Below are 24,476 nucleotides of genomic sequence, written 5' to 3'. Positions count from 1 at the left end.
AGTAGGCATGTCCGCAGGTCGATGGTTATCCAACTGTGCGTTATCACTTGTTGTCTGTCCATAAGCGAGGGTCAGTCGCTAAGCAAATGCTGGTGGAATTCCCAGGTCTGGCTTGCTTGTCAGGCTGGCTAGCTTGACGCGTGCGACGAAAGGGCCGACATGTACTCCATGTAGTTGGCCGACGATGCCAGAGCATGGCGATCAATCGTGGCCGGTGCGTAGCCAAGAGCTTCGGCGATGATGGCTACGGGGGCGAGTTTGGTGAGTTCGTGCAGTGTTCCGAGCCGGGCCGCCCGACTGCTGAAAACGGTGCTGAGTCGCTGGGTGAGGGTCGAGGCCTGAATGTGCCGGCCGGGGACGCCGCCGCGGAACACCCAGTTGCTGTTGGGGTGAGCTGCTGTTTGATCATGGGTCGGGGTGGCCGCCAGTTCGCGCCACGGCTCATCGAGCGGCGAGGTGAGAGCGATCTCGACGGTTCCGAAGGTGATGGTAACGAGTTCCGCTGTCACGGTGACGTTGTCCCACGTCAGTTCGACGATGTCGGAGACCTGCTGGCCGAAGACCATGACGAGGATGGCTGCTGCGCGATCCCGGGGGTTCATGTCGGTCGTGTGGCTCAGGCTGTGCACGATTTCTGATTGCCTCGCGGCGTCGAGCCGGGGGCTCGTGCCGCGGCGGTGAGGCTGCAACTTCAATGAAGGGTCGATGAGGCTGGTTTTGGTTGCCCAGTCGAGGAAGCGTGAGGCGATGCCTCGCGTCGTTGGGCCTTCCGCCTGCCACCGGTCTAAGTGCGCTTGATTCACGTACTCGAGTTCAGTGTCGTGCTCGGTGAGCCAGTTCAGCAGGTCGATGGCGACGGTGACCGATTGCTTGGCCCGGAGGAACGTGCCTTGAGTGACTTCGTCCATCTGGTTCATACGGCGCTGGTGATGCCAGCGGATGTAGCGCCGGGTGATGTCGCGATGGTTCTGGGTGGTGATCCGCTCGAGTGCCTGCTCGGACCAATCGCTAAACCTCGCGCTGAGTTCATCGCGGCGTGGCAATGCATTGTGTTCGACGAGGAGGCCGCGGACGTATTCGCGGGTGCGGGATGCCGGGAGTTCGTCGAGGCGAGCGTGTGTGATCACAGGCGCGGACGCCAGTTGTTGGAGGAACGCGGTGACGTGCGGTTGCCGGATCCAGGTCAGGCCGCTGTTGGCCCGCTTCATAGACTTCAGGGCCATGGCGATTGCCTGGAGAGCGGGGGAGGGCGCCTGGTTGTCTGGTGGGCTGAGGAGCCGGTCGACAGTGATCGAGAGAATGCATGCCCAGCACCGGTTGCCGGAGTGAAGCTCGTCTTCGTTGCCGCACCCGATGCAGTCAACGTTGAGACTGACCCCGGAGCACTTTCGGCACGCCGGCATAGTTTCGACGCGGCCAGGCAGGACGCCCTCGTGGCCGCAGGCACAAGTGCCGCGCGTTCTTTTGGCCTGCTGGTAGCAATAGACGCAGATTCCGCCGTCTGGCCAGCGGACCGCGATTTGATGGTGTTCGGCGCAGCGCCCGCATGCTTCGGGCCATGTTGCGGGGTCGCTGGCTTTTCGTGGTTTAGGCATCTTCTTCCGGTGGCAGGAGGCGGATCCGGCGTGCAATCGGCGCACCGGGATGGATCCCCAGGTCTTCCGGCTTCTTGGGTGCATTGGCGGTCTTGGCGGCGCGCATCTGCACGTAGGGTTCGAACAGGTCGTTGGGTGTGCATTCCAGGATGTCGCAGAGGGCCGCGAAGGTCTGGGCAGGGATGCGTTCGGGTGTTCCGGTGACGAGCCGGTGGACCTGGGCGTTGGAGAGGTTGATTCCACGCGCTTTGAGTAGGGGGAGAAGCTCCGTGGTTTTCCAGAGATTTCTGTGGGCCATCAGTTGCCGAAGGTTCCAGCGGTAGCCGATCCGTCGCTGTTCAGCCATGGCCGTTCCCCTCGTCAGTGCCGCCACCGCGTAGCCGCTGGGCGATCATTTTTTGGATGGTCTTCTGTTTGAAGTCCGCCGACACGGAAGTATAGAGGGCTGTGGTGGAGGAGTAGCTGTGCCCGACCTGTTGCTGGACGAACAGAGGGTCGTAGCCGGCCTCGATCAGATGCGTTACGTATGAGTGCCGCAGCGTGTGCAGGGTCAGTTCCTCCGGGAGCCCGGCGTTTTTCCGCAAGCGTTGAAAGGAGCGGTCGAAGTTGCGGTAAACCGTGGAACCCGAGCGTTCAGAGGGCCACAGGCTGGCGGACCGGTCAGCCGTTGGGAAACGTTTACGGCCGTCAGGGGAGAGCCAGTACTCCAGGAGCCCTACCACCCAGTCGAACTCGGGGACCGTCAGTACTGTCCTGCGACGGGGCCCTGAGCCCTTGGTTCCCTTGGCCCAGCGCACCTGGACCGCTCCGAACCGGCCGAACGCCTCAACGTGAGGGTTGGGCCCGAAATCGACATACTCGAGCATCGCCAGCTCGCGCCGCCTCAGCCCGTAGGCATAGGCGACCTTGAACGCCGTCGAGTCTCGCAGCGCAGGAAGCCAGCGCTTTGAACCCTTGGCGAATTCGGTGTCGACCAGGTCATCGGCGGCATCGAAGAACGTCTGGAGTTCGGCCTTGGTGAACGCCCGGCGGCGTGCAGGCATGGCATCGTCGGTGGTGTGGCGCGGTGAGTTCCACTCGAACACGACCTGCACCGGGATGTCCGCAAACACCCGTTCGCAGAAGGCTGCCCACCCGTAGCGGCCGTCGGTCAGATACGAGCAGAACGCCCTGATGGCCCCGGAATTGGCACGCAGCGTCGACAGCGCCAGACCTTTGTCGGAGCTGCGACGGTCGGCCAGGAACTCATCCACATGATGGGCCGACCAGGTCCACGGATATTGGTTCGCGTGCTCCTGAAAGCGCTGAACGGTCCCGCATGAGCTCTTGATGTACGACGTCGAGAGGCCACGGGCCAGCAGTTGGGCACGCCAGCCATCCAACATCGCTTCAAAGACGCGATCCTCAGCACGCAGCAGCCCGACATTCGCGTTGGTCAGAAAGGCCGGAATCCGTCCGGCTTCAATATTCACGGACCAAACTCTACGCAAGAATCTCTCATCTAATGAGAGATTACGCCGCTAGTCCGCATGACTACGGACAAGCCACGGCACAACACGTTACGTACGTGCCCATTGCAAAGATAAGCCTGACCTGCGAAAACAAGGCAATACGCATATGGACGGGTTCTCTCATCTGTTTGAACTCGTCCTACTTTTTAGCCGATAACCTGCCTTATGTAAAGTATATTGGTTGAATCTTCAACTAAAACCGGAATCTCAGTCGATCTGGCCACCTAAGGATCCAGGCCTCGGTGTCCTGTCTCAATTTAGTTGGCCAGTTTCGCAACTTACTTGGCCACGTACGGGTTTCTGGGGTTTGTCTCAGTTAATGTGGCCACCATGGATCCTGCTGGTGCGCTGAGGTCGGGAGATGGCCAGCCGGCCACGGCACGCCGCTCAGCGGCGCTGGGCCTCAATACCGCCGCCCCGGAACTCACCCCTGTGGGACAAGGTGGCCGGCGTTCTATACGGAATGGCCAACTAAATTGAGACGAATCCGACCCGGTCTGTCTCAATTTATCTGGCCTTTTCCCATGTCAGCGTGGCCAACTAAATTGAGACCGGACACTCGGTGCTACTGACTTGTTCCTGAGCCTCGATCTGGGGCGGTTCCCAGTCTTAGACGGTCACAGTGCCCGGGCGCGTGAGGCGAGCGTTTTCGAACCCCTGAGAGCGGGACGAATTACTCCCTGGATGCCTGACGCCAAGTATTTGACCACCTCCAAGCTGGTTGGCCGCTGGGCGGTTCTGCTGACGTCGGGCAGCGGCTCAAGCGCTACATCCCTCCTGCGGTGTGCACGGGGGACAACCGGTATGGCGATTCTCTGCGCCGAGGAACGGATCGAATGTGTCGCGCATCAACACCCAAAGAAAAACAGGTGGGTTAGTATGTTGGTTATTCACCCAATTCACCCTGGTACCCAAATTAACCAAATTCACCTCGGCTCACTTGTTTCTTGGAGGAAATAGCGTGCCCACCACGGACAACCCGTTTCGACCCACAGCCGGCGCCACACCACCCGAAGTCATCGGCCGTTCCGGGCTCCTAGACGAATTCGAGTACGGGTTGGAACTTGGCTCGGGCGCGCCAGGCTTGCTGTCCATCTTCACCGGCGCCCGAGGCATCGGCAAGACCGTAATGCTCGGCGCAGCCCACGACGTTGCCCGCGAACACGGATGGGCCGTCATCGCCGAGACTGCCACCACTGCGTTCATGGGCCGCATTGGGGAGAAGATGCGCAGATTGGCTCAGGAACTGTCCGACCAGCCCGAATCGCGCCGCCGCATCACAGGATTATCGATCGCCGGCTTCAGCATCACCTCGCAGCTGACACCCGAACGCCAGGTCGACTGGCGGGAACTGGGAGAAGCTCTGCTGGCGCTCCTGAACGAACATGGCACGGGCCTGCTGATCACGGTGGATGAGATTCACGCAGCTGACCGCGCCGAGCTTGCCCAGCTTGCTGCCAACGTTCAGCACTTCATCCAGGATCGGCTGCCCATCGCGTTGATCTTCGCGGGATTGCCCTCAGCGGTATCAGACCTGCTGAACGAAGGTGTAGCGACATTCCTTCGAAGGGCCGACAAAATCGACTTGCATGCCCCGGCCGTGCGCGACGTCGAGAAGTCCTACACCGGCACGTTCGCCGCCGCTGACATCAGTATCCCGCCAGAACAGATCCAGAAGGCAGCAGCTGCCACGGGCGGCTACCCCTTCCTGATCCAACTCATCGGCTACTTCCTCTGGCGTGAAGCTGAGAAGGAAAACGGCCCGCTCTCCCCCGACGCAGTCGACAGAGCGATCGCCGCCGGCATCCGGCGCAACGAACGCGTCGTCATCGAAGCAGCCCTCGCAACCGCCTCAGCCAAGGACCGCGAATTCCTCCATGCAATGTCCACCGATGACGGGCCGTCGACGACCGCGGACATCATTCACCGAACCGGCTCCCGACCAACCCTGGTTGCGAAATACAGGAACCGCCTCATCGATGCAGGACTCATCGAATCAACCGGGCACGGAAAGGTTAATTACGCCATTCCTGGGCTGCGAGAGTACCTCCGCAAGAACCCCGCCTCCTGAGTCCGCAAGGATACTCCCGTGGTCAAAAGCGCTCTGGACTACCGACACGACAGTGAGCAAATTGGGAAAGCACCCACGAAAGACGGTATTTCGCCAGCGTCCGGCTCCCGGAACGGGCGAAGCCCCGGTCAAATAGCGGTTGACCGAAGCTCCACGAAGATCTTCCCCGGGCCGCCTTGAGGTTTGCTGGGAAAGCTGAGCGTGCCCCCAAGCACAACCACGCGCAGGCCTTAAAGGGGACTGTCTTCGCCCTCGCACTCGATGCAGTATGCGTGTCCGTCGCTTTCACGAGCGAGTTGGGACCGGTGCCGAACCAGGAAACAGGAGTAGCAGGTGAACTCGTCTTCCGCTTGAGGAACTACTTGGACGACCAGCTCTTCGGAGATAAATTCTCCGCCTGGCGTGAGGCCCTCATCGAGGGCATCAGCTTCGTCGAGTTCGCTGACGACGCTGCGGGCATCCGGGGCGGCGGCGGACTGCAGAGCCTCCAGGGAACGGTCTTGGGATTCCCTGACGTCGGAACGGACTTCGTCATAGTCGGTTGCCACTTGGTGGTTCTCATTCCTTACGGTCGTTGAAGCTCGTCACTCTGACGACACCGAAACGTTCACCTCGATGCACTCGTTCCCTTGGTCGAAGATCGGCTTAGTCCGGCGCGGGCCGACTATCGGCCAAGCACAAATCTTATTTTCCGGACCGTTCTATGCGATCTTCGCTCTCGGCGCGTGCGCGTCGGTGCCGACAACGATCCCGTTCTGGCTGGCGGTAGGCATTTGCGCTGCCTCTGCAGCTTTTTCCGGCGTGGTCGGGGTTTCAGGATGGGTTCGTAACCGGATTTGGTCCTCCGCCCCGGCGCCGGAGGCGATGACGGCGGATAGTGCCCGGGCCGTGCGGGTGCACGCGGTCCGCTACCTTATCGCTGTGGGCATTGCCGGCGCGCTGGGTGTTCTCGGCGGCGCCGGACACGCCAACTGGACGATGGCCGGGGCAGCCGTCCCTCTTGCGGCAACGAACAGGAAAAGCCGTATCCTCCGCGGTATCCACCGCGTGATTGGGACCCTGGCGGGGATCCTCCGCAGCCCTATCGTCCCCCTGGACCTGGCGTTTTGTCCGGCCGAAGCTTGGCGGCGTGGTCTCTTGACGTGTCGATTCCCTCGTCGGTTCCACGGCCGAAGAATCGGATGAATTTCAGGATGCCGGCCGTCGACCGGGGTACCGCTGAGCCTTGATCCACTGATGCTGATCGGGGTGCTGTCGGCCGTTTAAACCGGGAATCCCTGTCTTTTCGGGGAAAGTGGGTCTGTGTAGTCCGAAAAGATGAGGTGATCCGGCGGTGGCTGGTGCCTGCGGGGATGCCCTGTTACTTCGACTGAAATAGTTGAAGATACAGCCATGCTGCCGCTGCGGGGAGAAATCGCCATTGCAGCCTCCGCGGAGGTTTCTCGCGTTCTCTGCCGCTGGGTCCTTCGTTTGGGATATGCTCCTGCCATGGCGCGGCGCAGTTTTCTTCAGTGGCCGGTCGTCCGGCAGTTCAGTACGGGCGACCTGCTGGGCCGTGGTCCGTCGGTCACCTCGGCCAAGACCCAGGCCATCGTCCCGAGGACGGCGACCGCGGACCGCGTAGTGCAGAGTGTGTGCCCGTACTGCGCCGTCGGGTGTGGTCAGCGGGTCTACGTCAAAGACGAGAAAGTCGTCCAGATCGAAGGCGATCCTGATTCGCCCATCTCTCGCGGCCGGTTGTGCCCGAAGGGCTCCGCCAGTGAGCAGCTGGTCAATTCTCCGGGCCGGCAGACGAAGGTCTTGTACCGTGCCCCGCGCTCCACCGAGTGGCAGCGTCTGGACCTGGCGACCGCCGTGGACATGGTGGCGGACCGGTTCATCGAGACCCGCCGCCGGACCTGGCAGCAGGAAGACGACAAGGGGCGCCTGTTGCGGCGCACCATGGGCATCGCTTCCTTGGGCGGGGCGACCCTGGACAACGAAGAGAACTACCTGATCAAGAAGCTCTTCACGGCAGCCGGGGCTGTGCAGATCGAGAACCAGGCCCGTATTTGACACTCTTCTACGGTTCCCAGTTTGGGAGCCTCGTTTGGACGCGGTGGTGCAACGCAATCACTGCAGGACATGGCCAACGCCGACTGCATCGTTATCCAGGGTTCCAACATGGCCGAATGCCACCCCGTGGGATACCAGTGGGTGGCGGAGGCCAAGGCGCGCGGTGCGAAGGTCATCCACATCGACCCCAGGTTTACGCGGACCTCGGCGGTAGCTGACAAGCACATTCCCGTGCGGGCCGGTTCCGATGTCGTGCTGCTGGGTGCCCTCATCAACTACGTCATCGGCAACGACCTCTGGTTCAAGGAGTACGTCAGCGCGTACACAAACGCCGCCACACTGGTGCACGCGGACTACCGGGACGCCGAGGACCTGGGCGGCCTGTTCTCCGGGTTTGACCCGAAAACGGGCGCCTACGACCCGTCGTCGTGGTCCTACGCGGAAGAAGAGGGCGGCACCATTGGTGAACCTGCGGGACCGGAACACGGCGCCGATGCCGGCGCCCGCGCTGCCGGCGACCTCTTCGGCAGCGGCGGTCCGCCCCTGGAGCATGCGGAAGTGCAGCGGGACGACACGCTTCAGGACCCCCGGACCGTCTTCCAGATCGTGAAGCGGCACTACGCGCGGTACACCCGGGAAATGGTCCGGGACATGTGCGGCATCAGCGTCGCCGACTTCGAATACCTGGCCAAGACCATCACGGAAAACTCCGGACGCGACCGGACCACCTGTTTCGCCTACGCCGTTGGCTGGACCCAGCATTCCCTGGGGGCGCAGTTTATTCGGGCTGCGGCCATCCTGCAGCTGCTGCTGGGGAACGTGGGACGTCCCGGCGGCGGCATCATGGCCCTGCGCGGCCATGCCAGCATCCAGGGGTCCACGGACATTCCGACCCTGTTCAACCTGCTGCCCGGCTACCTGCCAATGCCAAGTGCCGGCCGCCACGACACGCTGCAGGAGTACCTGGACGCCAACGCGTCGAAGAAGCAGAAGGGCTTTTGGGCGGATGCCGATTCTTACACCATCAGCCTGCTGAAGGCGTGGTGGGGTGACGCCGCGAACGCGGAGAACGACTGGGCCTATAACTACCTCCCGAGGCTGACCGGAGCGCACGGCACCTACGAGACGGTGATGAGCATGCTCGAGGACGAGGTGGAGGGATACTTCCTGCTCGGGCAGAATCCTGCCGTGGGCTCGTCCAACGGCCGGATGCAACGGCTTGGCATGTCGCATCTGAAGTGGCTAGTGGTGCGTGACCTGAACATGATCGAATCGGCCACTTGGTGGAAGGACGGCCCGGAGATCGAGTCCGGGGAACTGCGCACGGAGGACATTGAGACGGAGGTGTTCTTCCTGCCTGCAGCAACCCACGTGGAGAAGGCCGGGTCGTTCACGCAGACGCAGCGGCTCCTGCAGTGGCGGCACCAGGCGGTGGCACCGCCCGGGGAGTGCCAAAGCGAGCTGCAGTTCTTCTTCGAACTGGGCCAGAGGATCCGGGAGAAGCTGGCCGGTTCCGAGGATGAGCGCGACCGTCCGCTGCTGGATCTGACGTGGGACTATCCCACCGACGAACACGGCGATCCGGATCCCGAGGCGGTGCTTGCGGAGATCAACGGCCGCCACCTAGCGGGCCCGGATGCCGGCAAGCCCCTCTCCGCGTATACCGAGCTGCGCGCCGACGGTTCCACATCGGCGGGCTGCTGGATCTACACCGGTGTGTACGCCGACGGCATCAACCATGCCGCCAACCGAAAACCGGGCCATGCGCAGGGACCCGCGGCCCCGGAATGGGGCTGGGCCTGGCCTGCCAACCGTCGGATCCTCTACAACCGGGCGTCGGCCGACCCGGCCGGCAAGCCGTGGAGCGAGCGGAAGAAGTACATCTGGTGGGATGAGGAACAAGGCAAATGGATCGGCGACGACGTGCCCGACTTCCCGCTCAACCTCGCGCCTGGCACTAGGCCTGACCCCTCGCTCGGTGGTCCGGCAGCCCTTAGCGGAGACGACCCGTTCATCATGCAGGCCGACGGCAAGGGCTGGCTGTTCGCGCCCAAGGGACTCACGGACGGGCCCTTGCCCACCCACTACGAGGCCCAGGAATCACCCGTCGCCAACGGGCTCTACCCACAGCAGCAGAATCCCGCCCGACTGACGTATCCCCGGAAAGACAATCTCAGCGCGCCAAGCGCCGGCACCCCCGGAGCGGACGTCTACCCGTTCGTTTTCACCACGTACCGGCTCACCGAGCACCATACGGCGGGCGGTATGAGCCGCTGGCTGCCGTACCTGTCGGAGCTGCAGCCGGAAATGTTCTGCGAGGTCTCGCCTGAACTGGCCGCCGAGCGCGGACTGGAGCCCTACGGGTGGGCGACCATCATTTCGGCCCGCTCCGCCATCGAGGCGAAGGTCTTGGTCACGGAACGGATGACACCGCTGAAAGTCGGCGGCCACACCGTGCACCAGATCGGGCTGCCCTACCACTGGGGCGTCGGGAGCAGCGCCGTCGTTAGCGGCGACGCGGCCAACGACCTGCTGGGCGTGACCCTTGACCCCAACGTCCAGATCCAGGAATCGAAAGTCGCCTCCTGTGACATCCGCCCGGGCCGCCGGCCGCGCGGTCCGGAGTTGCTTGCCCTGGTCGCGGAGTACCAGGTGCGCGCCGAGCTGACGCCCGAGACCGGGAACCGCGCGGTGACCGATCCTGAGGCGGAAGGAGTCGACCCCGGCTCGGGCAGGGATGCGCGCCCCGACGGGGAGGCGCCGTGACCGCTGCTGCGCCGACCGCGGCACACTTTGCCCCGCCCGGACAGCCGGCGCCTGATGGCGGCTTTCCGGACACCGACCCGACGTTGGAGGACTAGATGGGCCAGCTGGCCGGACCGACCGACCCCACCGCCGATGCCCACTGGGAGCACAGCCATCCGCGCAAGGGGTTTTTTACCGACACTTCCATCTGCATCGGCTGCAAGGCCTGCGAGGTCGCCTGCAAGGAGTGGAACCACAACCCGCAGGACGGAAACCTGGAACTCCTCGGATCCTCCTACGACAACACCGGAGCACTGGGTGCCAGCACCTGGCGGCATGTAGCGTTCATCGAACAGGGCCAGGAGCGGATTGTTGAGGCGCGGGAGTCCGGCCGCGCGCTGGTGAGCCTTGGCATGCCGCGCATCGGCCCTCCCGCCCCGGCAGGGGCTGCTGGGACGGACCTTGCGGGGGCGGATACCACCCCGCCGGACACGGCGGACTTCCGCTGGCTGATGTCCTCCGATGTCTGCAAGCACTGCACCCACGCCGGATGCCTCGACGTCTGCCCCACCGGAGCGCTGTTCCGCACCGAGTTCGGCACCGTGGTGGTCCAGGACGACGTCTGCAACGGCTGCGGAACCTGTGTGGCCGGGTGCCCCTTCGGCGTGATCGAGCGGCGCAGCAACGGCACGGTGAAGGTCGCCACCAGCCGGGAGGACCAGCACGCCGGTCACCCCGCCGTTCCCAACGCGGGCGTCGCCCAGAAGTGCACCCTCTGCTACGACCGTCTGGTGGCCGACGAGACGCCCGCCTGCGCCAAGGCCTGCCCGACGACGTCCATCAAGTTCGGCGACCACGATGACATGGTGGAGGCGGCCCGGGAACGCGTCGCCGACCTGCATGCGCAGGGCATGACCGAGGCGCGGCTTTACGGTGCCAACGAAAACGACGGCGTCGGCGGAACCGGCTCGGTCTTCCTCCTGCTCGATGAGCCCGAGGTTTACGGACTCCCACCGGATCCGCGGGTCCCCACCGCCGACCTGCCCAGGATGTACCAGCGGGCCGGCCTGGCGGTAGCGGGCATGGCCGTTGCCGCAGCGGTGGCTTTCCTGGGAGGGCGGGAGTGACACTTTCAGAGTTCGATAGTTTCCGGCCGGCAGAGCCCGCCCGGCGCCGTCGGCCGGGCGGCAAACGCGGCACCGGCCGCCGCCGTGACAATAGTGATGGCTCGCGGGAAATGCCGATGGTGCCTGAGCCGGAGTTCACTTCGTACTACGGCCGTCCGGTCGTCAAACCGGCTCCCTGGGGCGACGACGTCGCCATCTACCTGTTCCTGGGCGGGGTCGCGGGCGGGTCGGCTCTGCTCGGTCTCGGCGGCCAGTTGACGGGGCGGCCGGTGCTGCGCCGGAATGCCCGGTTGAGTGCCCTGGCCGCGGTGGGCCTCGGCGCGGTTGCCCTGGTAAAGGATCTCGGCAGGCCGGAACGTTTCCTGAACATGCTGCGGACGTTCAAGGTGACCTCGCCGATGAGCGTCGGGTCATGGATTCTCAGCGCTTTCAGCGCCGGGACCGGGGTCGCCGCGGTGGCGGAGATCGACCGGATGACCGGTGACCGGTTGCCGCTGGGTCCGTTGCGGACCGTGCTGCGGGCGGTCGAGGGTCCGGCCGGCTTCGAGGCCGCGCTGTTCGCCGGACCGCTGGCGGCCTACACGGCAGTGCTCCTCGGCGACACCGCGACCCCGACGTGGCACGCTGCCCACGAGGAACTGCCGTTCGTGTTCGTGAGCTCCGCCAGCCTCGCGTCCGGCGGTCTCGCCATGATCACCACACCGGTGCGCGAAGCCGCCCCCGCGCGGAAACTCGCGGTACTCGGCGTCGTGGGCGATGTGGTTGCGATGAAGGTGATGGAGCGTCGGATGGATCCGGTGGCAGCGGAGCCCCTGCATCAGGGCAAAGCCGGCGCCATGCTGAAATGGAGCGAGCGGCTTGCCCTGGCCGGGGGACTGGGGACACTCCTGGCAGGACGCAACCGCGTGGTGGCGGCGGCTTCGGGGGTGGCCTTGTTGGCGGCGTCGGCCCTGACCCGCTTTGGGGTGTTCGAGGCCGGCCTCGCCTCGGCCAAGGACCCCCGGTACACCATCGAACCGCAAAAGAACCGGCTCGCGGCCCGCCGTGCCGCCGGCATCACCGGCGACGCGATCACTACCGGCAGCTGACCGGCCGTCCCCGCCCTAGCGGATCTGGATGCCCCGGCCGGCCGTGGTGTGGCCAATAACGGGATAGCCGGGCAGCTCGCCGACCACCAGCAGGCCGCCGGAGGTCTGGGCGTCAGCCAGCAGCAAGAGATTGTCCTCGGTAATGCCGGCGGTGGCGCTGAGGTGGGGCCGGACCCAGTCGAGGTTGCGCCGGGTCCCGCCGGAGACGAAGCCATCGCGCAGCGCCTCCCGGGCGCCGTCGACCAGGGGGACCGCGCTGAAGTCGATGACGGCGCCCACTTCCGAGGCGCGGACCATCTTGAAAAGGTGCCCCAGAAGGCCGAAGCCGGTCACGTCGGTTGCCGCCTTGACGCCGGCGGCCACCGCGGCGTCGGAGGCGTCGCGGTTGAGGCTGGCCATCGTCTCGACCGCCTCGGCGAAGACTTCGCCGGTCTGTTTGTGGCGGTTGTTGAGGAGCCCGACGCCGATCGGCTTGGTCAGCGTGATGGGCAGACCGGGCCGGGCGGCGTCGTTGCGCAGCAGCCGGTCCGGAGGGGCGACGCCGGTGACCGCCATGCCGTACTTCGGTTCCGGGTCGTCAATGGAGTGGCCGCCCAGCACCGGGCACCCGGCCTGGGTTGCCACGCTCAGCCCGCCGCGGAGCACCTCCGTCATGAGCTCCATCGGCAGGACCCCCCGCGGCCAGCCGACAAGGTTGATGGCCGTGACGGGCCGGCCGCCCATGGCGTAGATGTCCGAGAGGGCGTTGGCCGCCGCAATGCGGCCCCAGTCAAACGCATCGTTGACGACGGGAGTGAAGAAGTCGGCGGTGGTGAGGACAGCCAGATCATCGCGCACCAAAACGGCGGCTGCGTCGTCGCCGCTGTCAAGGCCCACGAGCACCTCCGGGCCGGGCTGGCCGATGAGGCCCCTGACGGCATCTTCGAGTTCGCCGGGAGGAATCTTGCAGGCGCACCCCCCGCCGTGGGCAAAGTCGGTAAGCCTAAATGTCCCGTCGCTGCCGTCTCTGAGCTGCCGGACTGACGTCTGAGCCTCATTCACCCGCCTAGCGTACCTCCCAAGGCAACCCTGCTATATTGATGCGCGGTGGCGTCCGGGTCCTGGTGGGCCCCCCGGTCTTCAAAACCGGTGCGGCCGAGCATCTCGGCCTGGCGGGTTCGATTCCCGTCCGCCACCGCCAACTTCAAGCATGACCGCCGGCACCGGAGGAGGGCTGTGGACCACTTTGACCCCCGGCGCTTGATTCCCCGGACCAATGATCTCCTGGCGCTGCCAGCCGTCCGCGAGTCCAGGACCCGGCTCAGTGAGCGGGTCATCCGCGACCTCGTCAGGCAGGCGCAGGAGCGGGCGCGGCGCGGTGAGCTTCCGCCCGGGCTGGTCGAGCAGGCACTGGCGGCTGCCCTGTCCGCACGGCGGGCCACAACGCTGCACGCGGTCCTGAACGCCACCGGCGTCGTTGTCCATACCAACCTTGGGCGGGCTCCGCTCTCCGATGCCGCGGTGGACGCCCTTGTCACCGCCAGCGGCTACGTCGACTTGGAGCTGGACCTCGTCGACGGGACCCGCTCACGCAGGGGAGCCGGCGCCCGGGCCGCACTGCTCGCCGCCTGCCCCGCCGCCGAGGACGCGCTGGTGGTCAACAACGGCGCGGCCGCACTGGTCCTGGCCACGACCGCCTTAGCCTCCGGCCGGGAGGTAGTCATCAGCCGCGGCGAACTGGTCGAGATCGGTGCCGGCTTCCGGTTGACCGACCTGATCGAATCGACCGGCGCGACGCTCCGCGAGGTCGGCACGACCAACCGCACCCACCTGCACGACTACGCTGGCGCGTTGGGACCGCAAACCGGGTGTGTGCTCAAGGTCCACCCGAGCAACTTCCGGGTCGACGGCTTCACGTCGGCCGTGCCGCTGCACGAACTGAGCCCCCTGACCGTGTCCCACGGCGTCCCGCTCGTGGCCGACCTCGGCAGCGGGCTGCTGGCACCGGACCCCCTCCTGCCTGACGAACCGGATGTAACCTCCGCGCTGGTAGGCGGGGCCGACGTCGTCATCGCCAGCGGTGACAAGCTGCTGGGCGGCCCCCAGGCGGGCTTGTTGCTGGGCAGCAAGGAAATAATCGCGCGGTTGGCCCGCCACCCGCTGGCACGTGCGGTCCGCGCCGACAAACTTGCCCTCGCCGCACTGGAGGCGACGCTTGCCGGGGGACCACCTCCGGTCCTCCAGACCCTGCACGCCGACGCCGACGAATTGCGGCGGCGCACCGACACGCTTGCCGAGGCCCTCTACGTGCCCGTGGTGGCCCATGACGGCCGGGTGGGTGGCGGCGGCGCCCCCGGAGTTCCTTTGCCAGGGTGGGCACTGCGGCTCCCGGAACGCCTCGCCCGCCCTTTGCGCACGGGCGATCCGGCCGTGCTGCCGCGCGTCCACGACGGTGCCTGCCTCATCGACTTGCGCTGCGTGCCCGCTGCGGACGATGAACGGATTCTCCACGCTGTACGGCAGGCCCGGGCAGCCCTGACGGTTGCCGATGCGGGCAGGGCGGGCTGAACAGTGCACGTCATCGCCACAGCCGGGCACGTCGATTCCGGCAAAAGCACCCTGGTCCGCGCCCTGACCGGCATGGAGCCGGACCGGTGGGAGGAGGAACGGCGCCGCGGCTTGACCATCGACCTCGGCTATGCCTGGACTACCTTGCCCTCCGGACAGGACGTAGCTTTCGTTGACGTCCCCGGCCACGAACGCTTCCTCGGCAACATGCTGGCGGGAATCGGTCCGGCGCCCGTCGTCTGCTTCGTCGTCGCCGCGGACGAGGGGTGGCAGGCGCAGTCCAGCGATCACCGCGACGCCGTCCTCGCCCTCGGCATCGAGCACGGTGTGGTCGTGTTGAGCCGGGCGGACCGGGCCTCGGAGCAGCGGCTCGCGGACGTACTCGCCAGAACCCGCGCAGAGCTGGCCGGAACGGGGCTGCGGGCCGCTCCGGCCGTCGCCGTGTCGGCCATCGACGGAACCGGCCTGCCCGAGCTGCGCGCCGCCCTCGACGACGTCCTGGCCCGGGTCCCTGCACCCATCACCACCGGGCGCGTCCGGTTGTGGGTGGACCGGTCCTTCACCATCACAGGGTCGGGAACGGTGGTCACCGGGACGCTGGCGGCCGGAACGCTCGCCCGGGGAGACCGGATGGAGCTTATCGGCCACGACAATTCCCGGCCGGTGGTTATCCGCGGCCTGCAGAGCTGCGACACAGCCCGCGACTCGGTGGAGCCGGTCAGCCGGGTGGCGTTGAACCTTCGGGACGTCCCCGCCGCCGAGATCCGCCGGGGTGATGCCCTGGTGACCCCGGACGCGTGGCCTTCCACCGGCGTCCTCGGCATTCACCGCAGCTCAGGCGTGGCCTATACGGACGTGCCGGAGCAACTCATGGTGCATGTGGGAACCGCTTCGGTGCCGGCCAGGCTTCGGCCATTCGGCGCGGACCACGCCCGGCTGGTCCTCGACAGGCGCCTGCCTTTGGTCCTCGGCGACCGCCTGGTGCTGCGTGACCCGGGGCGGCACTCCGTGCTGGGCGGCGCCCGCATCCTCGACGCCGACCCGCCACCGCTCCTGCGGCGCGGCGACGGCGCCAACTGGGCGCATCGGCTCGCTGGTATGGATCCCGCCGGTGATCTGCTGGGAGAAGTGGCAGCCCGCGGGGCGGTCCAGGCCGACCATCTGAACCGGCTCGGGCTGCTGTCCGGCCAGGACCCGGACCCGCTGCCGGGCCTCCGGGTGCTGGGTGAATGGTGGGTGCACGCTCCCGTCCTCGAGGCCTGGCAGCAGCGTTTGCGTGCCGCCGTCGAGGAGCTGCAGCAGCGGGACCCGCTGGCTCCCGGGCTGTCGATGGGGGCGGCCGCAGGCCTGCTCGCCCTGCCCGATGAAAGGTTGCTGCGCCACGTCATCGACGGCGCACAGCTGGAAGCTGACGGCGGACACGTCCGTCTGCCAGGCAGCCAGGGCATGATTGGCGCCGTCGGGACGGCGGTGGCCGAGCTGGAGCGCCGGTTTACCGCAGACGCGTTTCATGCCCCGGAAGCCGACGAGATGGCAGCGCTGGGCTTGGGAGTCCGGGAGCTGGCTGCCGCAGAGCGCACAGGGCGCTTGCTGCGGTTGGGCGGCGGGGTGGTGCTACTGCCGACAGCGCCCGCTATGGCCATGCGTGAGCTGGCCCGCTTGGAGCAGCCCTTCACCACCAGTCAGGCACGCCAGGCCCTCGGCACAACACGACGGGTCGCGGTACCGCTGCTCGAATATCTCGACTCACGCGGCTGGACCCGGCGCCTGGATGCCGGCCACCGCACGGTGGTGCGCTGACGTGCCGCTGCCCGCAAACCGGGTCACCGGCATCATCTTCCGCGGCGGGTCCATCATGGCAGGCTGGTGCCTCGCGCACCACCAGGAGAGCTTCCGCTACACTCACTTCGACGAGACACCCTTGCCGAACTGACCAAACGGGCCTGGACTTACGACGTGCAGGTCATGGTCGAAGGACCCGGGCACATCCCGGGGAGGCTTGTGAAAAAGTGAAATATCCGACGCTAAGGTTTTGCCGAGCGACGTAGTGGCCTGTATTTGCCGGGTTTGATGTGGTTGGCGCGCGGCCAGGTGTAGTTGCCGGTGAGGTTGATGTGTTCCCAGCCCAGGGGTGAGAGGAACCGCAGGAGGTCCGGGTCGATGTCACTGCCGTTGCTGGTCAGGGTGGAGACGGTGCGGTCGAGGTAGACGGTGTTCCAGAGAACGATGGCTGCGGTGAGAAGGTTCAGCCCGCTGGCGCGGTAGCGCTGCTGCTCGAAGGAGCGGTCACGGATTTCGCCGAGCCGGTTGAAAAACACGGCCCGGGCGAGGGTGTTCCGGGCCTCGCCCTTGTTCAGGCCGGCGGTGACTTTGCGGCGCAGGCTGGGGTCCTGGAGCCAGTCCAGAAGGAAGAGGGTCCGTTCCATTCTGCCCAGTTCCCGTAGGGCGAGGGCGAGCCCGTTCTGGCGGGGGTAGGCGCCGAGCTTTCGCATCATCAAAGAGGCAGTCACGGTGCCGGTTTTGATGGACGTTGCAAGGCGTAGGATCTCGTCCCAGTGCAGGCCAATCGTTGTCGTGTTGATCGTCCCGCCGATCAGCGGCGCCAAGCCAGAGAGTCCTGGATCGTTGGTGGGTGTGTAGAGGCGGGTGTCGCCGATGTTGCGGATCCGTGGCGCGAACCGGTAGCCGAGCAGGTGCATGAGGGCGAAGAGATGGTCGGTGAATCCGGCCGTGTCGGTGTAGTGCTCCTGGATCGCCAGGTCGGACTCGTGATAGAGCAGCCCGTCCAGGACGTAGGTCGCGTCCCGGTCACCAACGTTGACGAGTTTACTGTGGAAGGGCGAGTACTGGTCCGAGACGTGCGTGTAGATCAGCCGGCCCGGCTCGGCACCGTATTTGGGGTTCACATGCCCGGTGGATTCGGCTTTGCTGCCGGCCCGGAATCGCTGCCCGTCAGAAGACGAGGTGGTCCCGTCGCCCCATTGCGCGGCGAAGGGGTGACGGTGCTGGGTGTTCACCAGTTCCGCCAGCGCGGCGCTGTATGTTTCATCCCGGATGTACGCTGCCTGGTGGCGGTCCAGCTGGGCGTAGGTGACGCCGGTGCACGACTCGGCCATCTTGGTCAGTCCCAGGTTGATTCCGTCAGCAAGGACAGCGGTGAGCAGGAGTTGCCTGTCCTTGGAAGGCTGGCCGGATTTCAGGCTGGTGAAGTGGCGGGTGAATCCGGTCCATGTATCCACTTCCATCAGCAGGTCGGTGATCCGGATCCGCGGGAACATGGCGCTGGCCTGGTCGATCAGTGGTTGCGCATGCGCTGGGACGATCGTCTCGAGCGGGGTGATTTTCACCCCTTTATCGGTGACCAGTACCCCGGGGAGTTCATCGCGGGCGGCGAGATCGTTGACTTCCTTCAGCCGCTCCTGAAGGAGGGCAAGCCGGTCCTGGAGGTATCGGGCGCTTCCATTGGTCGTAACCAGCGGCAGCTTCCCGGCGTCCTTCATACCGGTGAAGTCAGCCCTGGCAAGAAGGTAGTCATCGAAATCGCGGAACTGACGTGATCCGGTGACCCACATGTCTCCGGACCGCAGCGCATTCCTGAGTTCCGTGAGGGCACAGAACTCGTAGAAGCCCCGGTCCAGGCCGGCCTCGGTGGAGACCAGCGGCTTCCACCGGGGCCGGATGAACGAGACCGGCGCATCGTCGGGGATCCTTCTGGCGCCAGAGGTGTTCAGGGCGCGGATGACGTTGATCGCGGCCAGCAGGTCCTGCGCTGCGGGCGCGGCGTGGAGATCAAGAACGGCAAGAAACGCCGGCGTGTAGCGGCGCAGCGTGGTGAAGTGGGCGCTGACGAGTGCGAGGTGATCGTCGAAGGCCGGCCGGGTCATTTCCTTGGCCTGAGCGACGCTTTCGGCCAGGGATTCCCAGCCGATAGCTGTTTCAATCGCGGCGAAGGGATCTTCACCATTTTCCTTGGCCGCGAAGAGGGCATCACCGAGCCTGGAGTGAATGCGCATCATGGCTGCCACGGTGGAGCGGGACGCCAGGGTGTGCTGGTTTTGCTTGTTCTGCGCGGTCCGGATGAGCCGGCCGATGATGCGGTCGTGCAGATCGATGATTTCGTCGGTGACCGTTGCCATGCTTTCGGTGGCCATGGCAAAGAGAGTCGCGCACCGGCGCGCGGGTTCAAACTTGGACAGATCGGCGGCGGTCATGGAAGAACCCTCACGGGCAAGCTTTAGCAGCCTGTTCCGGTGAACCAACCGGGCCGCTGCCCACGGAAGATCCAGGGCCCGCCAGGTAGTGAGCCGGTCGATGTGCTCGCGCATCGCACGCGCGTTCGGGCGCAGCGGCGCCTGCCGCAGCCACCCGATTTCGGTCAATGAACTATCGGGGCGGCGGAGCAACAACCCATCCAGGCGTTTCCGGTGCTCTACCGAGAGGTGGCTGGAGAGCGTGGCGTAGATTCGCCGGTTCGCCCGCGTCAGGGCCTGTGCGCAGGCTCTTTCAATGATCCTGACCCCAGGCAGAGCGATCTTCTTTGCCTGCAGGAAATCTCTCGCGCTTTCGACCAGGAGCAGGCCGTTGTCTGTTTGTGCAGCGACGTCGCTCACGTGCTCGATGAGCTGGCGGAAGTCTGCAATTCCGAACGCTGACATGCCCAGGTACGCGCGGATCTCCCTTCCGTGTTCCTGCCGCGTTTCCTCACGTGTTCCATACTCGCCCCAGGCCTCGGGCGAAACGGCCAGATGGGATGCCAGCCAGGAAACGACTTCCGGGGGCACTTGGGTGTCTTCGGCCAGCGCGATTCCCGGGTGTCGCAGCAGAGACATCTGGACGGCAAAGCCCAGTCTGTTCGCTTCTCCGCGTCGTTGCCGGATCAACGACATATCCGAGTCACTGAGCGTGTAACGGGCTGCAAGGTCCTCTGTTCCAGTGGGCATTGCCAGGATCTGGTCACGCTCCGCAGGCGTGAGCAAGGAACGTAGAGCCATTTCAGAAGTCCTTATCTACTCAACGGCCGTGCCTGCCGGACATGCCGTCGTTCTGCTTTGGCGAGCAACGCCCACCGTTCATGGTTTCGCGAGGTGCCGGTAGATGGTGGGCCGGGTGACGCCAAATTCACGGGCGATGTGTTCAACCGTGTGAGCACGTTTCCCGTCGGGGCCTTTTTCTTCATACATTTCGCGGGCAAGCTTGACCTGTCGGGGGCCGAGTTTTGGTTTCTGACCGCCGGCCCGGCCCCGGGCGCGGGCGGCAGCGAGGCCGTCGCGGGTCCGTTCGGACATCAGTGCGTGTTCAAATTCGGCGATCGAGCCGAGGATCTGAAAGAACATCCGGCCGATGGCGGTGGACGTGTCGATGCCCTGGTCAAGGACCACCAGGTCAACGCCGCGCTCCTGCAGCGTGTTGGAGAGCTCGATGAGGTGTTCCAGCGATCGCCCGAGCCGGTCGAGTTTGGTGACGACAAGCTGATCACCGGCCCGGTTGGCCGAGAGCAGCGCTTTGTCGAGTTCGGGCCTGCGTGCGAGCTTCCCGGATGCCGTGTCGAGGAAGATCTGCTCGCAGCCGGCCGCACGCAGGGCGTCGTGTTGGGCTTCGGGGTGCTGATCGCGTGTTGAGACACGCCCGTATCCGATTCGCATCCCCGAAACGTATCACCAACCGGGTTGGACGTTACGTAGGCGCGTACGCGGGAAGCGTTACAAAACTGGCCGCGTGATTCCGCCACTCTGCGAAGACGCCTTGAAGTGTCTTGCGAACGATCGTTCTCAAGACACTCCAGGGGGCCTTCCCGGATGTCGTGTCGTGCTCCGAAGTCATCTGCGCCGATTTCATGACGGCGGCCCCCATTCTGCACCTGATCCTGAGGGCCCATCATGTTTGGTCATGCCTGCCATTCCGACGGGCTTGCCCCTCCAACCTCCAGTCGTTCGCCACGGACGCACTGTGAGGAGGCTGCGCCCCGCAAGAACAGGGAGATTAGGTCACACAATTGGGTCTTTTTGATTGCGCCGGACCGGCTTAACGTGGGGCACAGGAAGCCGCCCGACCAGGGCAGCCGAAGCACGGAGGATCTTCCTATGACAACGCACGTCGCGGACTGCAGCGTTAGCAACTGCTCCTTCAATGACCACTCCGCCTGCAATGCCGCCGCAATCACCGTCGGAGGAACTGAAGACCATGCCTCCTGCGCCACTTTCATCGACACCGGCATCCATGGCGGCCTGCCCAAGGTCCTGGCCGACGTCGGGGCGTGCCAGCGTTCCGAATGCACCCATAACGACCACCTGATGTGCCAGGCAACTGAAGTGCACGTCGGTCCCGGTGCCGATAACGCGGACTGCCTCACCTACGCACACAGATAGGCCTGAAACTTCTGAACAAAGCGGGCCCGTTGTCCTTTGGTAGGTCCTGCTTGCCCTGCGCCCTTCGTGACTTCGAACGACTCCCGCGATTCCCGATTTCAGGCAACCATGGACTGGGCGCTCCCATGAGGACAGAAGGCCCTGCCGATTCCTGGCGGGCCTTCTGCAGGCAACTCGCCGCTGACTGGCAGCAGGTGTTGCAACCACGATTTGAATGATGCAGCAATCCATTCTGGGTTGTTTTATTCGTCTCCCCAGCGCCGAAGGGTGCTGTTGAGCAACCCCACCAGGACACTGGTCCACCAGCAGGTTTGGGAGATGCAGAACGCGATGATCAGCCGTGCACGCAGCCGTGCGGCCATCTTCGTGAACAGTGTTCCCGGCGGCAGTTGATGCAGTTGTTTCATGGTTTGCGCCAGAGCCAGGCCGCTGAACGCACAGAAGTTTGATCTGTGACAGCGGGCTGGACAGATCCGGGCGCATCATCGCCCCGGAGACGAGCAGGAGGGCCAGTCCGCCCCAGATCAGCGGTTGCGCGGCGGATTCGAGGCGCCGGGTCTCGTAGACGTCCCGGCGGCCAAGGAGCCACAGCAGGCCCACCCAGTCGAGCATCAGCACGGCTCCGAAAGACAGCACGAGTGCGAGGATATGGGCCGCGAGGGCGATACGGTGGATGTCTGTCCCGCAGTCGAGGAAGCCGCCGATCAGCACTGAGGATAGCCACACCGTCGAGCACAGTAGTCCAAGAAGCACCATCTTCAGCGGGGCAGGCCGGTTGGCCAGGCCCGCTTTTTGCCGTCCTCACCGAGTTTCGTGCCGTTGGGTTCAGTCACGACAGCACTGTCGAATGCGCTGCCGCCACCTGGTTCGGTGACGGGGGTTTTCACGCGAAGAGCCCATCGCCGATAAGGCCACCCTCGCTGGTTCCCGGGGGAAACGCGAACAGGCCCGAGCCGGTGTTTTTGAGGTATTCCGGGGCAAGCGTTTCCTCTTTTGCCATGGCCATCTGTGCGGGCACGTAGTGGGTCGTGGGGTCGGGGCGTGAGCAACCACGGACCGGCGTGGCGGCCGTGGGCGGTGGGCACGTGTCGTAACAGTCCGTCTCCGGGGCTTCCCAATTAAGCAACATCGACGTGCTGTTATTATTCTTAGGTTCGCCTTACCTATCCCAGTCTTGTTCTGCCGAAGGACCCCTTATGCCCGCGACCGCTACGCTCTCCCCGCCTGTTCCTGCCGGGACCATGGATGAAGCCCTGGCCTCCTACCAGGCCTATGTCGGCGCCAAACTTGCCGACCTGGGAACCCAGATCCTGACCCTGAAGGCCTCCGTCGGTAACAATGACCTGGAGGCGGCGCGGGAGCAATGGCTGGCCGCCCAGCTGACGTGGCAGGAAGTCGGCGCCGCCTACGGAAGCTTCGGTGACCTCGGAGCGGCCATCAATGCTCTGCCGTCCGGGTTTGCCGCGGGGCCGTCCGATCCCGGGTTCACGGGTCTGCACCGGGTGGAATACGGCCTGTACCACGGGCAGGGGCCGGCGGAGTTGATGCCCGTGCTGGGGGAACTCGGCACGAATGTCGGCAAGCTGGTTGCGAAGTTGCCGGAGCTCACTGTCGCGCCGTCGGACATGCCCCTTCGCTGCCACGAAATCCTGGAGGACTCGCTCAGGGACAACCTGAGCGGAAACAACGATCAAGGCTCCGGGATGTCCCTGGCCCTGACCTCGGCCGATGTCTCGGGCACGCGGGTGGTGCTGACACTGCTGAGCACGCTCATCGACGGGCAAAAGCGCGGATACACCGCCACCATTGCGGCGGAACTGGACTCCCTGGACGCCGCCTTGAACGCCACCAGGACGAACGGCCGCTGGCCCGATTACAGGACGGTGCCGCTGTCCTTGCGCCAGCCCGTTAACGGCGCCATCGGCCGCGCCCTGGAAACCCTGGCCTACGTCCCTGCCATGTTCGCCACCGAAGACTGAGAAACAATGAGAAAAAACAAGCAAAACCTGCCCCAGACCGGGACAACGACGCCGGAGACCGCCACCGGGCCCCACTCCGGTTTGCGACGGCGGTCCTTCCTTCTTGGCGCCGGAACAGGAACGGCGGCCGCCGCCCTGACGGCCGTGGCCGTGTCCACGGCGTCCCGGACCGGCCCCGCGGATCCCGTTCCGGCTCCGGAAGAGACAGCTGTTGATTTTCATGGCATCAACCAGGCGGGCATCTACCGGCCCGCCTCCCAGCAGCAGCACGCCTGCTTCGCAGCGTTCCGGGTCCTGGCCAAGGACCGGGAAGAACTCAAGGCCCTGCTGCAGACCCTCTCCACGAAGGGAACGCACCTGGCCGCCGGACAGCGTGCGGATGCGCCGGTGCTCTCCACGGAGCTGCCCCCTGTGAGCGGAGGCCCGCCCGTGAATTCAGGAATCCTCGGAGAGGATGTTCCGCCGTGTTCCTTCACCATGACCGTCGGCCTGGCATCGAGCGTCTTCGACAATGCCGCCTACGGGCTGGCCGGCAAGAAACCCAAAGGGCTCACGGAGATGAAAATCTTCCCCAACGATGCCCCGGATCAGGCCTGGATGGGCGGGGACCTGCTCCTTCAGCTCTGCGCGGACTCGACGGACATGATCCACTACGCGCTGCGGGACATCACCAAGGCCACCCGCGGGGCCATGCAGCTGCAATGGAAGATCAACGGATTCCAATCAGCACCCAGGCCCTCCGGCGCGCCCAGGAACCTGTTCGGCTACAAGGACGGCATCGTCAACCCGGCACCGCAGGAACCGCTGGTCTGGATCGGCAATGACTCCGGCCAACCGGACTGGGCACTGGGTGGAACCTTCATCGTGGTGCGCCTGATCAGGATGCTTGTCGAGTTCTGGGACCGCGTCGGCCTGGACGAACAGGACACCATGATCGGCCGGCACCGCGCCAGCGGGGCCCCGCTGGGCGCGGTGAACGAAAACGACAAGCCCGATTACGCCAACGACCCCAAGGGCGAAACCATCCCGCTGGATGCCCACATCCGTCTGGCCAACCCCCGCACCCCGGACACGGACAGCTCACGGTTCCTGCGCCGCGGCTACAACTACGACCTCGGCATTGACCTGAACGGCAACATGCAGGCCGGGCTCATCTTCGCCAGCTACCAGCAGAACATCCAAACCCAGTTCGAAGCCGCCCAGACCCGGCTGATCAACGAACCCATGACGGACTACATCCAGCCTTTCGGCGGCGGCTACTTCATCGGCCTGCCCGGCGTCAAAGACAACAACGGCTTCCTCGGACAGGGCCTGTTCACCTAAAAAACGCGCGAGCCCGGGTCCTGCACACCCCCGAAGCGCCGGATCATCCCCGGACATCCACCCCCACCAC

The 24,476-nt window shown here is 65.2% G+C and carries 18 protein-coding genes, 1 tRNA gene and 1 pseudogene; 11 read left to right on the top strand and 9 right to left on the bottom strand.

Annotation, left to right across the window (positions count from 1 at the left end; translation table 11 throughout):
* Positions 1 to 128: 128 nt before the first annotated feature.
* From OIT41_RS20020 to OIT41_RS20010, 3 genes are all read right to left on the bottom strand, one after another.
* Positions 129 to 1,223 (bottom strand): Fis family transcriptional regulator, encoded by a 1,095-nt coding sequence (locus OIT41_RS20020; protein ID WP_264636464.1) that lies wholly within the window; start codon positions 1,221 to 1,223, stop codon positions 129 to 131.
* A gap of 364 nt (positions 1,224 to 1,587) precedes the next feature.
* On the bottom strand, positions 1,588 to 1,941 hold the full coding sequence (locus tag OIT41_RS20015) for a helix-turn-helix domain-containing protein (RefSeq protein WP_264636463.1): 354 nt from the start codon (positions 1,939 to 1,941) through the stop codon (positions 1,588 to 1,590).
* Positions 1,934 to 3,067: a tyrosine-type recombinase/integrase gene (locus tag OIT41_RS20010; RefSeq protein WP_264636462.1), complete on the bottom strand. Its 1,134-nt coding sequence runs from the start codon at positions 3,065 to 3,067 to the stop codon at positions 1,934 to 1,936. Before OIT41_RS20010 ends, OIT41_RS20015 begins: the two co-directional genes overlap by 8 nt.
* 1,000 nt (positions 3,068 to 4,067) lie before the next feature.
* Between OIT41_RS20010 and OIT41_RS20005 the strand changes: the two genes are divergently transcribed.
* Positions 4,068 to 5,177, top strand: coding sequence for an ATP-binding protein (locus tag OIT41_RS20005; RefSeq protein ID WP_264638078.1), 1,110 nt, complete (start codon positions 4,068 to 4,070; stop codon positions 5,175 to 5,177).
* A gap of 230 nt (positions 5,178 to 5,407) precedes the next feature.
* Here OIT41_RS20005 and OIT41_RS20000 read toward each other — a convergent pair whose 3' ends face one another.
* Positions 5,408 to 5,725, bottom strand: a complete 318-nt coding sequence (locus tag OIT41_RS20000; protein WP_264638077.1) for a DUF4193 domain-containing protein — start codon at positions 5,723 to 5,725, stop codon at positions 5,408 to 5,410.
* Between the two features lie 940 nt (positions 5,726 to 6,665).
* Between OIT41_RS20000 and fdh the strand changes: the two genes are divergently transcribed.
* The 3 genes from fdh to nrfD all read left to right on the top strand — a co-directional run bounded on the left by fdh (position 6,666) and on the right by nrfD (position 12,192).
* The gene (gene fdh, locus OIT41_RS19995; protein WP_264638076.1) at positions 6,666 to 9,998 is read left to right on the top strand and encodes a formate dehydrogenase; all 3,333 of its coding nucleotides are present in this window, start codon (positions 6,666 to 6,668) and stop codon (positions 9,996 to 9,998) included.
* A 95-nt stretch (positions 9,999 to 10,093) separates the two neighbouring features.
* Positions 10,094 to 11,104 carry a 4Fe-4S dicluster domain-containing protein gene (locus tag OIT41_RS19990; protein WP_264638075.1) on the top strand — a complete coding sequence of 337 codons (1,011 nt, stop codon included), beginning with the start codon at positions 10,094 to 10,096 and terminating at the stop codon, positions 11,102 to 11,104.
* Positions 11,101 to 12,192: an NrfD/PsrC family molybdoenzyme membrane anchor subunit gene (gene nrfD / locus OIT41_RS19985; RefSeq protein WP_264638074.1), complete on the top strand. Its 1,092-nt coding sequence runs from the start codon at positions 11,101 to 11,103 to the stop codon at positions 12,190 to 12,192. The genes OIT41_RS19990 and nrfD overlap by 4 nt, the downstream gene beginning before the upstream one ends.
* 15 nt (positions 12,193 to 12,207) lie before the next feature.
* On the opposite strand, the gene selD is transcribed toward nrfD, so the two are convergent.
* The gene (selD, locus tag OIT41_RS19980; RefSeq protein WP_264638073.1) at positions 12,208 to 13,233 is read right to left on the bottom strand and encodes a selenide, water dikinase SelD; all 1,026 of its coding nucleotides are present in this window, start codon (positions 13,231 to 13,233) and stop codon (positions 12,208 to 12,210) included.
* 44 nt (positions 13,234 to 13,277) lie between these two features.
* On the opposite strand from selD, the gene OIT41_RS19975 reads away from it, so the two are divergent.
* From OIT41_RS19975 to OIT41_RS19960, 4 genes and pseudogenes are all read left to right on the top strand, one after another.
* A tRNA-Sec gene (locus OIT41_RS19975) sits at positions 13,278 to 13,372 on the top strand.
* Between the two features lie 35 nt (positions 13,373 to 13,407).
* Positions 13,408 to 14,739, top strand: coding sequence for an L-seryl-tRNA(Sec) selenium transferase (gene selA, locus OIT41_RS19970; protein WP_264638072.1), 1,332 nt, complete (start codon positions 13,408 to 13,410; stop codon positions 14,737 to 14,739).
* Positions 14,740 to 14,742: 3 nt separating this feature from the next.
* Positions 14,743 to 16,539: a selenocysteine-specific translation elongation factor gene (gene selB / locus OIT41_RS19965; protein ID WP_264638071.1), complete on the top strand. Its 1,797-nt coding sequence runs from the start codon at positions 14,743 to 14,745 to the stop codon at positions 16,537 to 16,539.
* A 1-nt stretch (position 16,540) separates the two neighbouring features.
* A pseudogene (locus OIT41_RS19960) lies at positions 16,541 to 16,749 on the top strand (phosphomethylpyrimidine synthase ThiC); the annotation flags it as partial.
* A 14-nt stretch (positions 16,750 to 16,763) separates the two neighbouring features.
* On the opposite strand, the gene OIT41_RS19955 reads toward OIT41_RS19960, so the two are convergent.
* On the bottom strand, positions 16,764 to 19,730 hold the full coding sequence (locus OIT41_RS19955) for a Tn3 family transposase (protein ID WP_264638070.1): 2,967 nt from the start codon (positions 19,728 to 19,730) through the stop codon (positions 16,764 to 16,766).
* Between the two features lie 78 nt (positions 19,731 to 19,808).
* Complete coding sequence (locus OIT41_RS19950; RefSeq protein ID WP_264638069.1) at positions 19,809 to 20,381, bottom strand: recombinase family protein; 573 nt, start codon at positions 20,379 to 20,381, stop codon at positions 19,809 to 19,811.
* A 438-nt stretch (positions 20,382 to 20,819) separates the two neighbouring features.
* On the opposite strand from OIT41_RS19950, the gene OIT41_RS19945 reads away from it, so the two are divergent.
* On the top strand, positions 20,820 to 21,104 hold the full coding sequence (locus OIT41_RS19945) for a DUF1540 domain-containing protein (protein ID WP_264638068.1): 285 nt from the start codon (positions 20,820 to 20,822) through the stop codon (positions 21,102 to 21,104).
* A gap of 242 nt (positions 21,105 to 21,346) precedes the next feature.
* Here the strand turns inward: OIT41_RS19945 and OIT41_RS19940 are convergent, their stop codons facing one another.
* The gene (locus tag OIT41_RS19940; RefSeq protein ID WP_264638067.1) at positions 21,347 to 21,511 is read right to left on the bottom strand and encodes a hypothetical protein; all 165 of its coding nucleotides are present in this window, start codon (positions 21,509 to 21,511) and stop codon (positions 21,347 to 21,349) included.
* A 476-nt stretch (positions 21,512 to 21,987) separates the two neighbouring features.
* On the bottom strand, positions 21,988 to 22,122 hold the full coding sequence (locus OIT41_RS19935) for a hypothetical protein (RefSeq protein ID WP_264638066.1): 135 nt from the start codon (positions 22,120 to 22,122) through the stop codon (positions 21,988 to 21,990).
* A 178-nt stretch (positions 22,123 to 22,300) separates the two neighbouring features.
* On the opposite strand from OIT41_RS19935, the gene OIT41_RS19930 reads away from it, so the two are divergent.
* Entirely contained in the window at positions 22,301 to 23,083 is a 783-nt protein-coding gene (locus OIT41_RS19930; protein ID WP_264638065.1) for an EfeM/EfeO family lipoprotein, read from the top strand.
* Positions 23,084 to 23,089: 6 nt separating this feature from the next.
* The gene (locus OIT41_RS19925; protein ID WP_264638064.1) at positions 23,090 to 24,406 is read left to right on the top strand and encodes a Dyp-type peroxidase; all 1,317 of its coding nucleotides are present in this window, start codon (positions 23,090 to 23,092) and stop codon (positions 24,404 to 24,406) included.
* Positions 24,407 to 24,476 lie beyond the last annotated feature (70 nt).

The sequence above is a fragment of the Arthrobacter sp. YA7-1 genome (assembly GCF_025960325.1).
In the GTDB taxonomy this organism is placed as follows: Bacteria; Actinomycetota; Actinomycetes; order Actinomycetales; family Micrococcaceae; genus Arthrobacter; species Arthrobacter bambusae_A.
The sequence above is the reverse complement of the archived record's forward strand: the minus strand, read 5'-3'. Positions and strand labels throughout refer to the sequence as shown.

What these genes read in the sequence shown, in the direction of transcription:
- OIT41_RS20020 (WP_264636464.1), bottom strand. Translation starts at nt 1,223, where the DNA reads ATGGCCCTGAAGTCTATGAAGCGGGCCAACAGCGGCCTGACCTGGATC.
- OIT41_RS20015 (WP_264636463.1), bottom strand. Translation starts at nt 1,941, where the DNA reads ATGGCTGAACAGCGACGGATCGGCTACCGCTGGAACCTTCGGCAACTG.
- OIT41_RS19990 (WP_264638075.1), top strand. Translation starts at nt 10,094, where the DNA reads ATGGGCCAGCTGGCCGGACCGACCGACCCCACCGCCGATGCCCACTGG.
- OIT41_RS19955 (WP_264638070.1), bottom strand. Translation starts at nt 19,730, where the DNA reads ATGGCTCTACGTTCCTTGCTCACGCCTGCGGAGCGTGACCAGATCCTG.
- OIT41_RS19950 (WP_264638069.1), bottom strand. Translation starts at nt 20,381, where the DNA reads ATGCGAATCGGATACGGGCGTGTCTCAACACGCGATCAGCACCCCGAA.
- OIT41_RS19945 (WP_264638068.1), top strand. Translation starts at nt 20,820, where the DNA reads ATGACAACGCACGTCGCGGACTGCAGCGTTAGCAACTGCTCCTTCAAT.
- OIT41_RS19940 (WP_264638067.1), bottom strand. Translation starts at nt 21,511, where the DNA reads ATGAAACAACTGCATCAACTGCCGCCGGGAACACTGTTCACGAAGATG.
- OIT41_RS19930 (WP_264638065.1), top strand. Translation starts at nt 22,301, where the DNA reads ATGCCCGCGACCGCTACGCTCTCCCCGCCTGTTCCTGCCGGGACCATG.
- OIT41_RS19925 (WP_264638064.1), top strand. Translation starts at nt 23,090, where the DNA reads ATGAGAAAAAACAAGCAAAACCTGCCCCAGACCGGGACAACGACGCCG.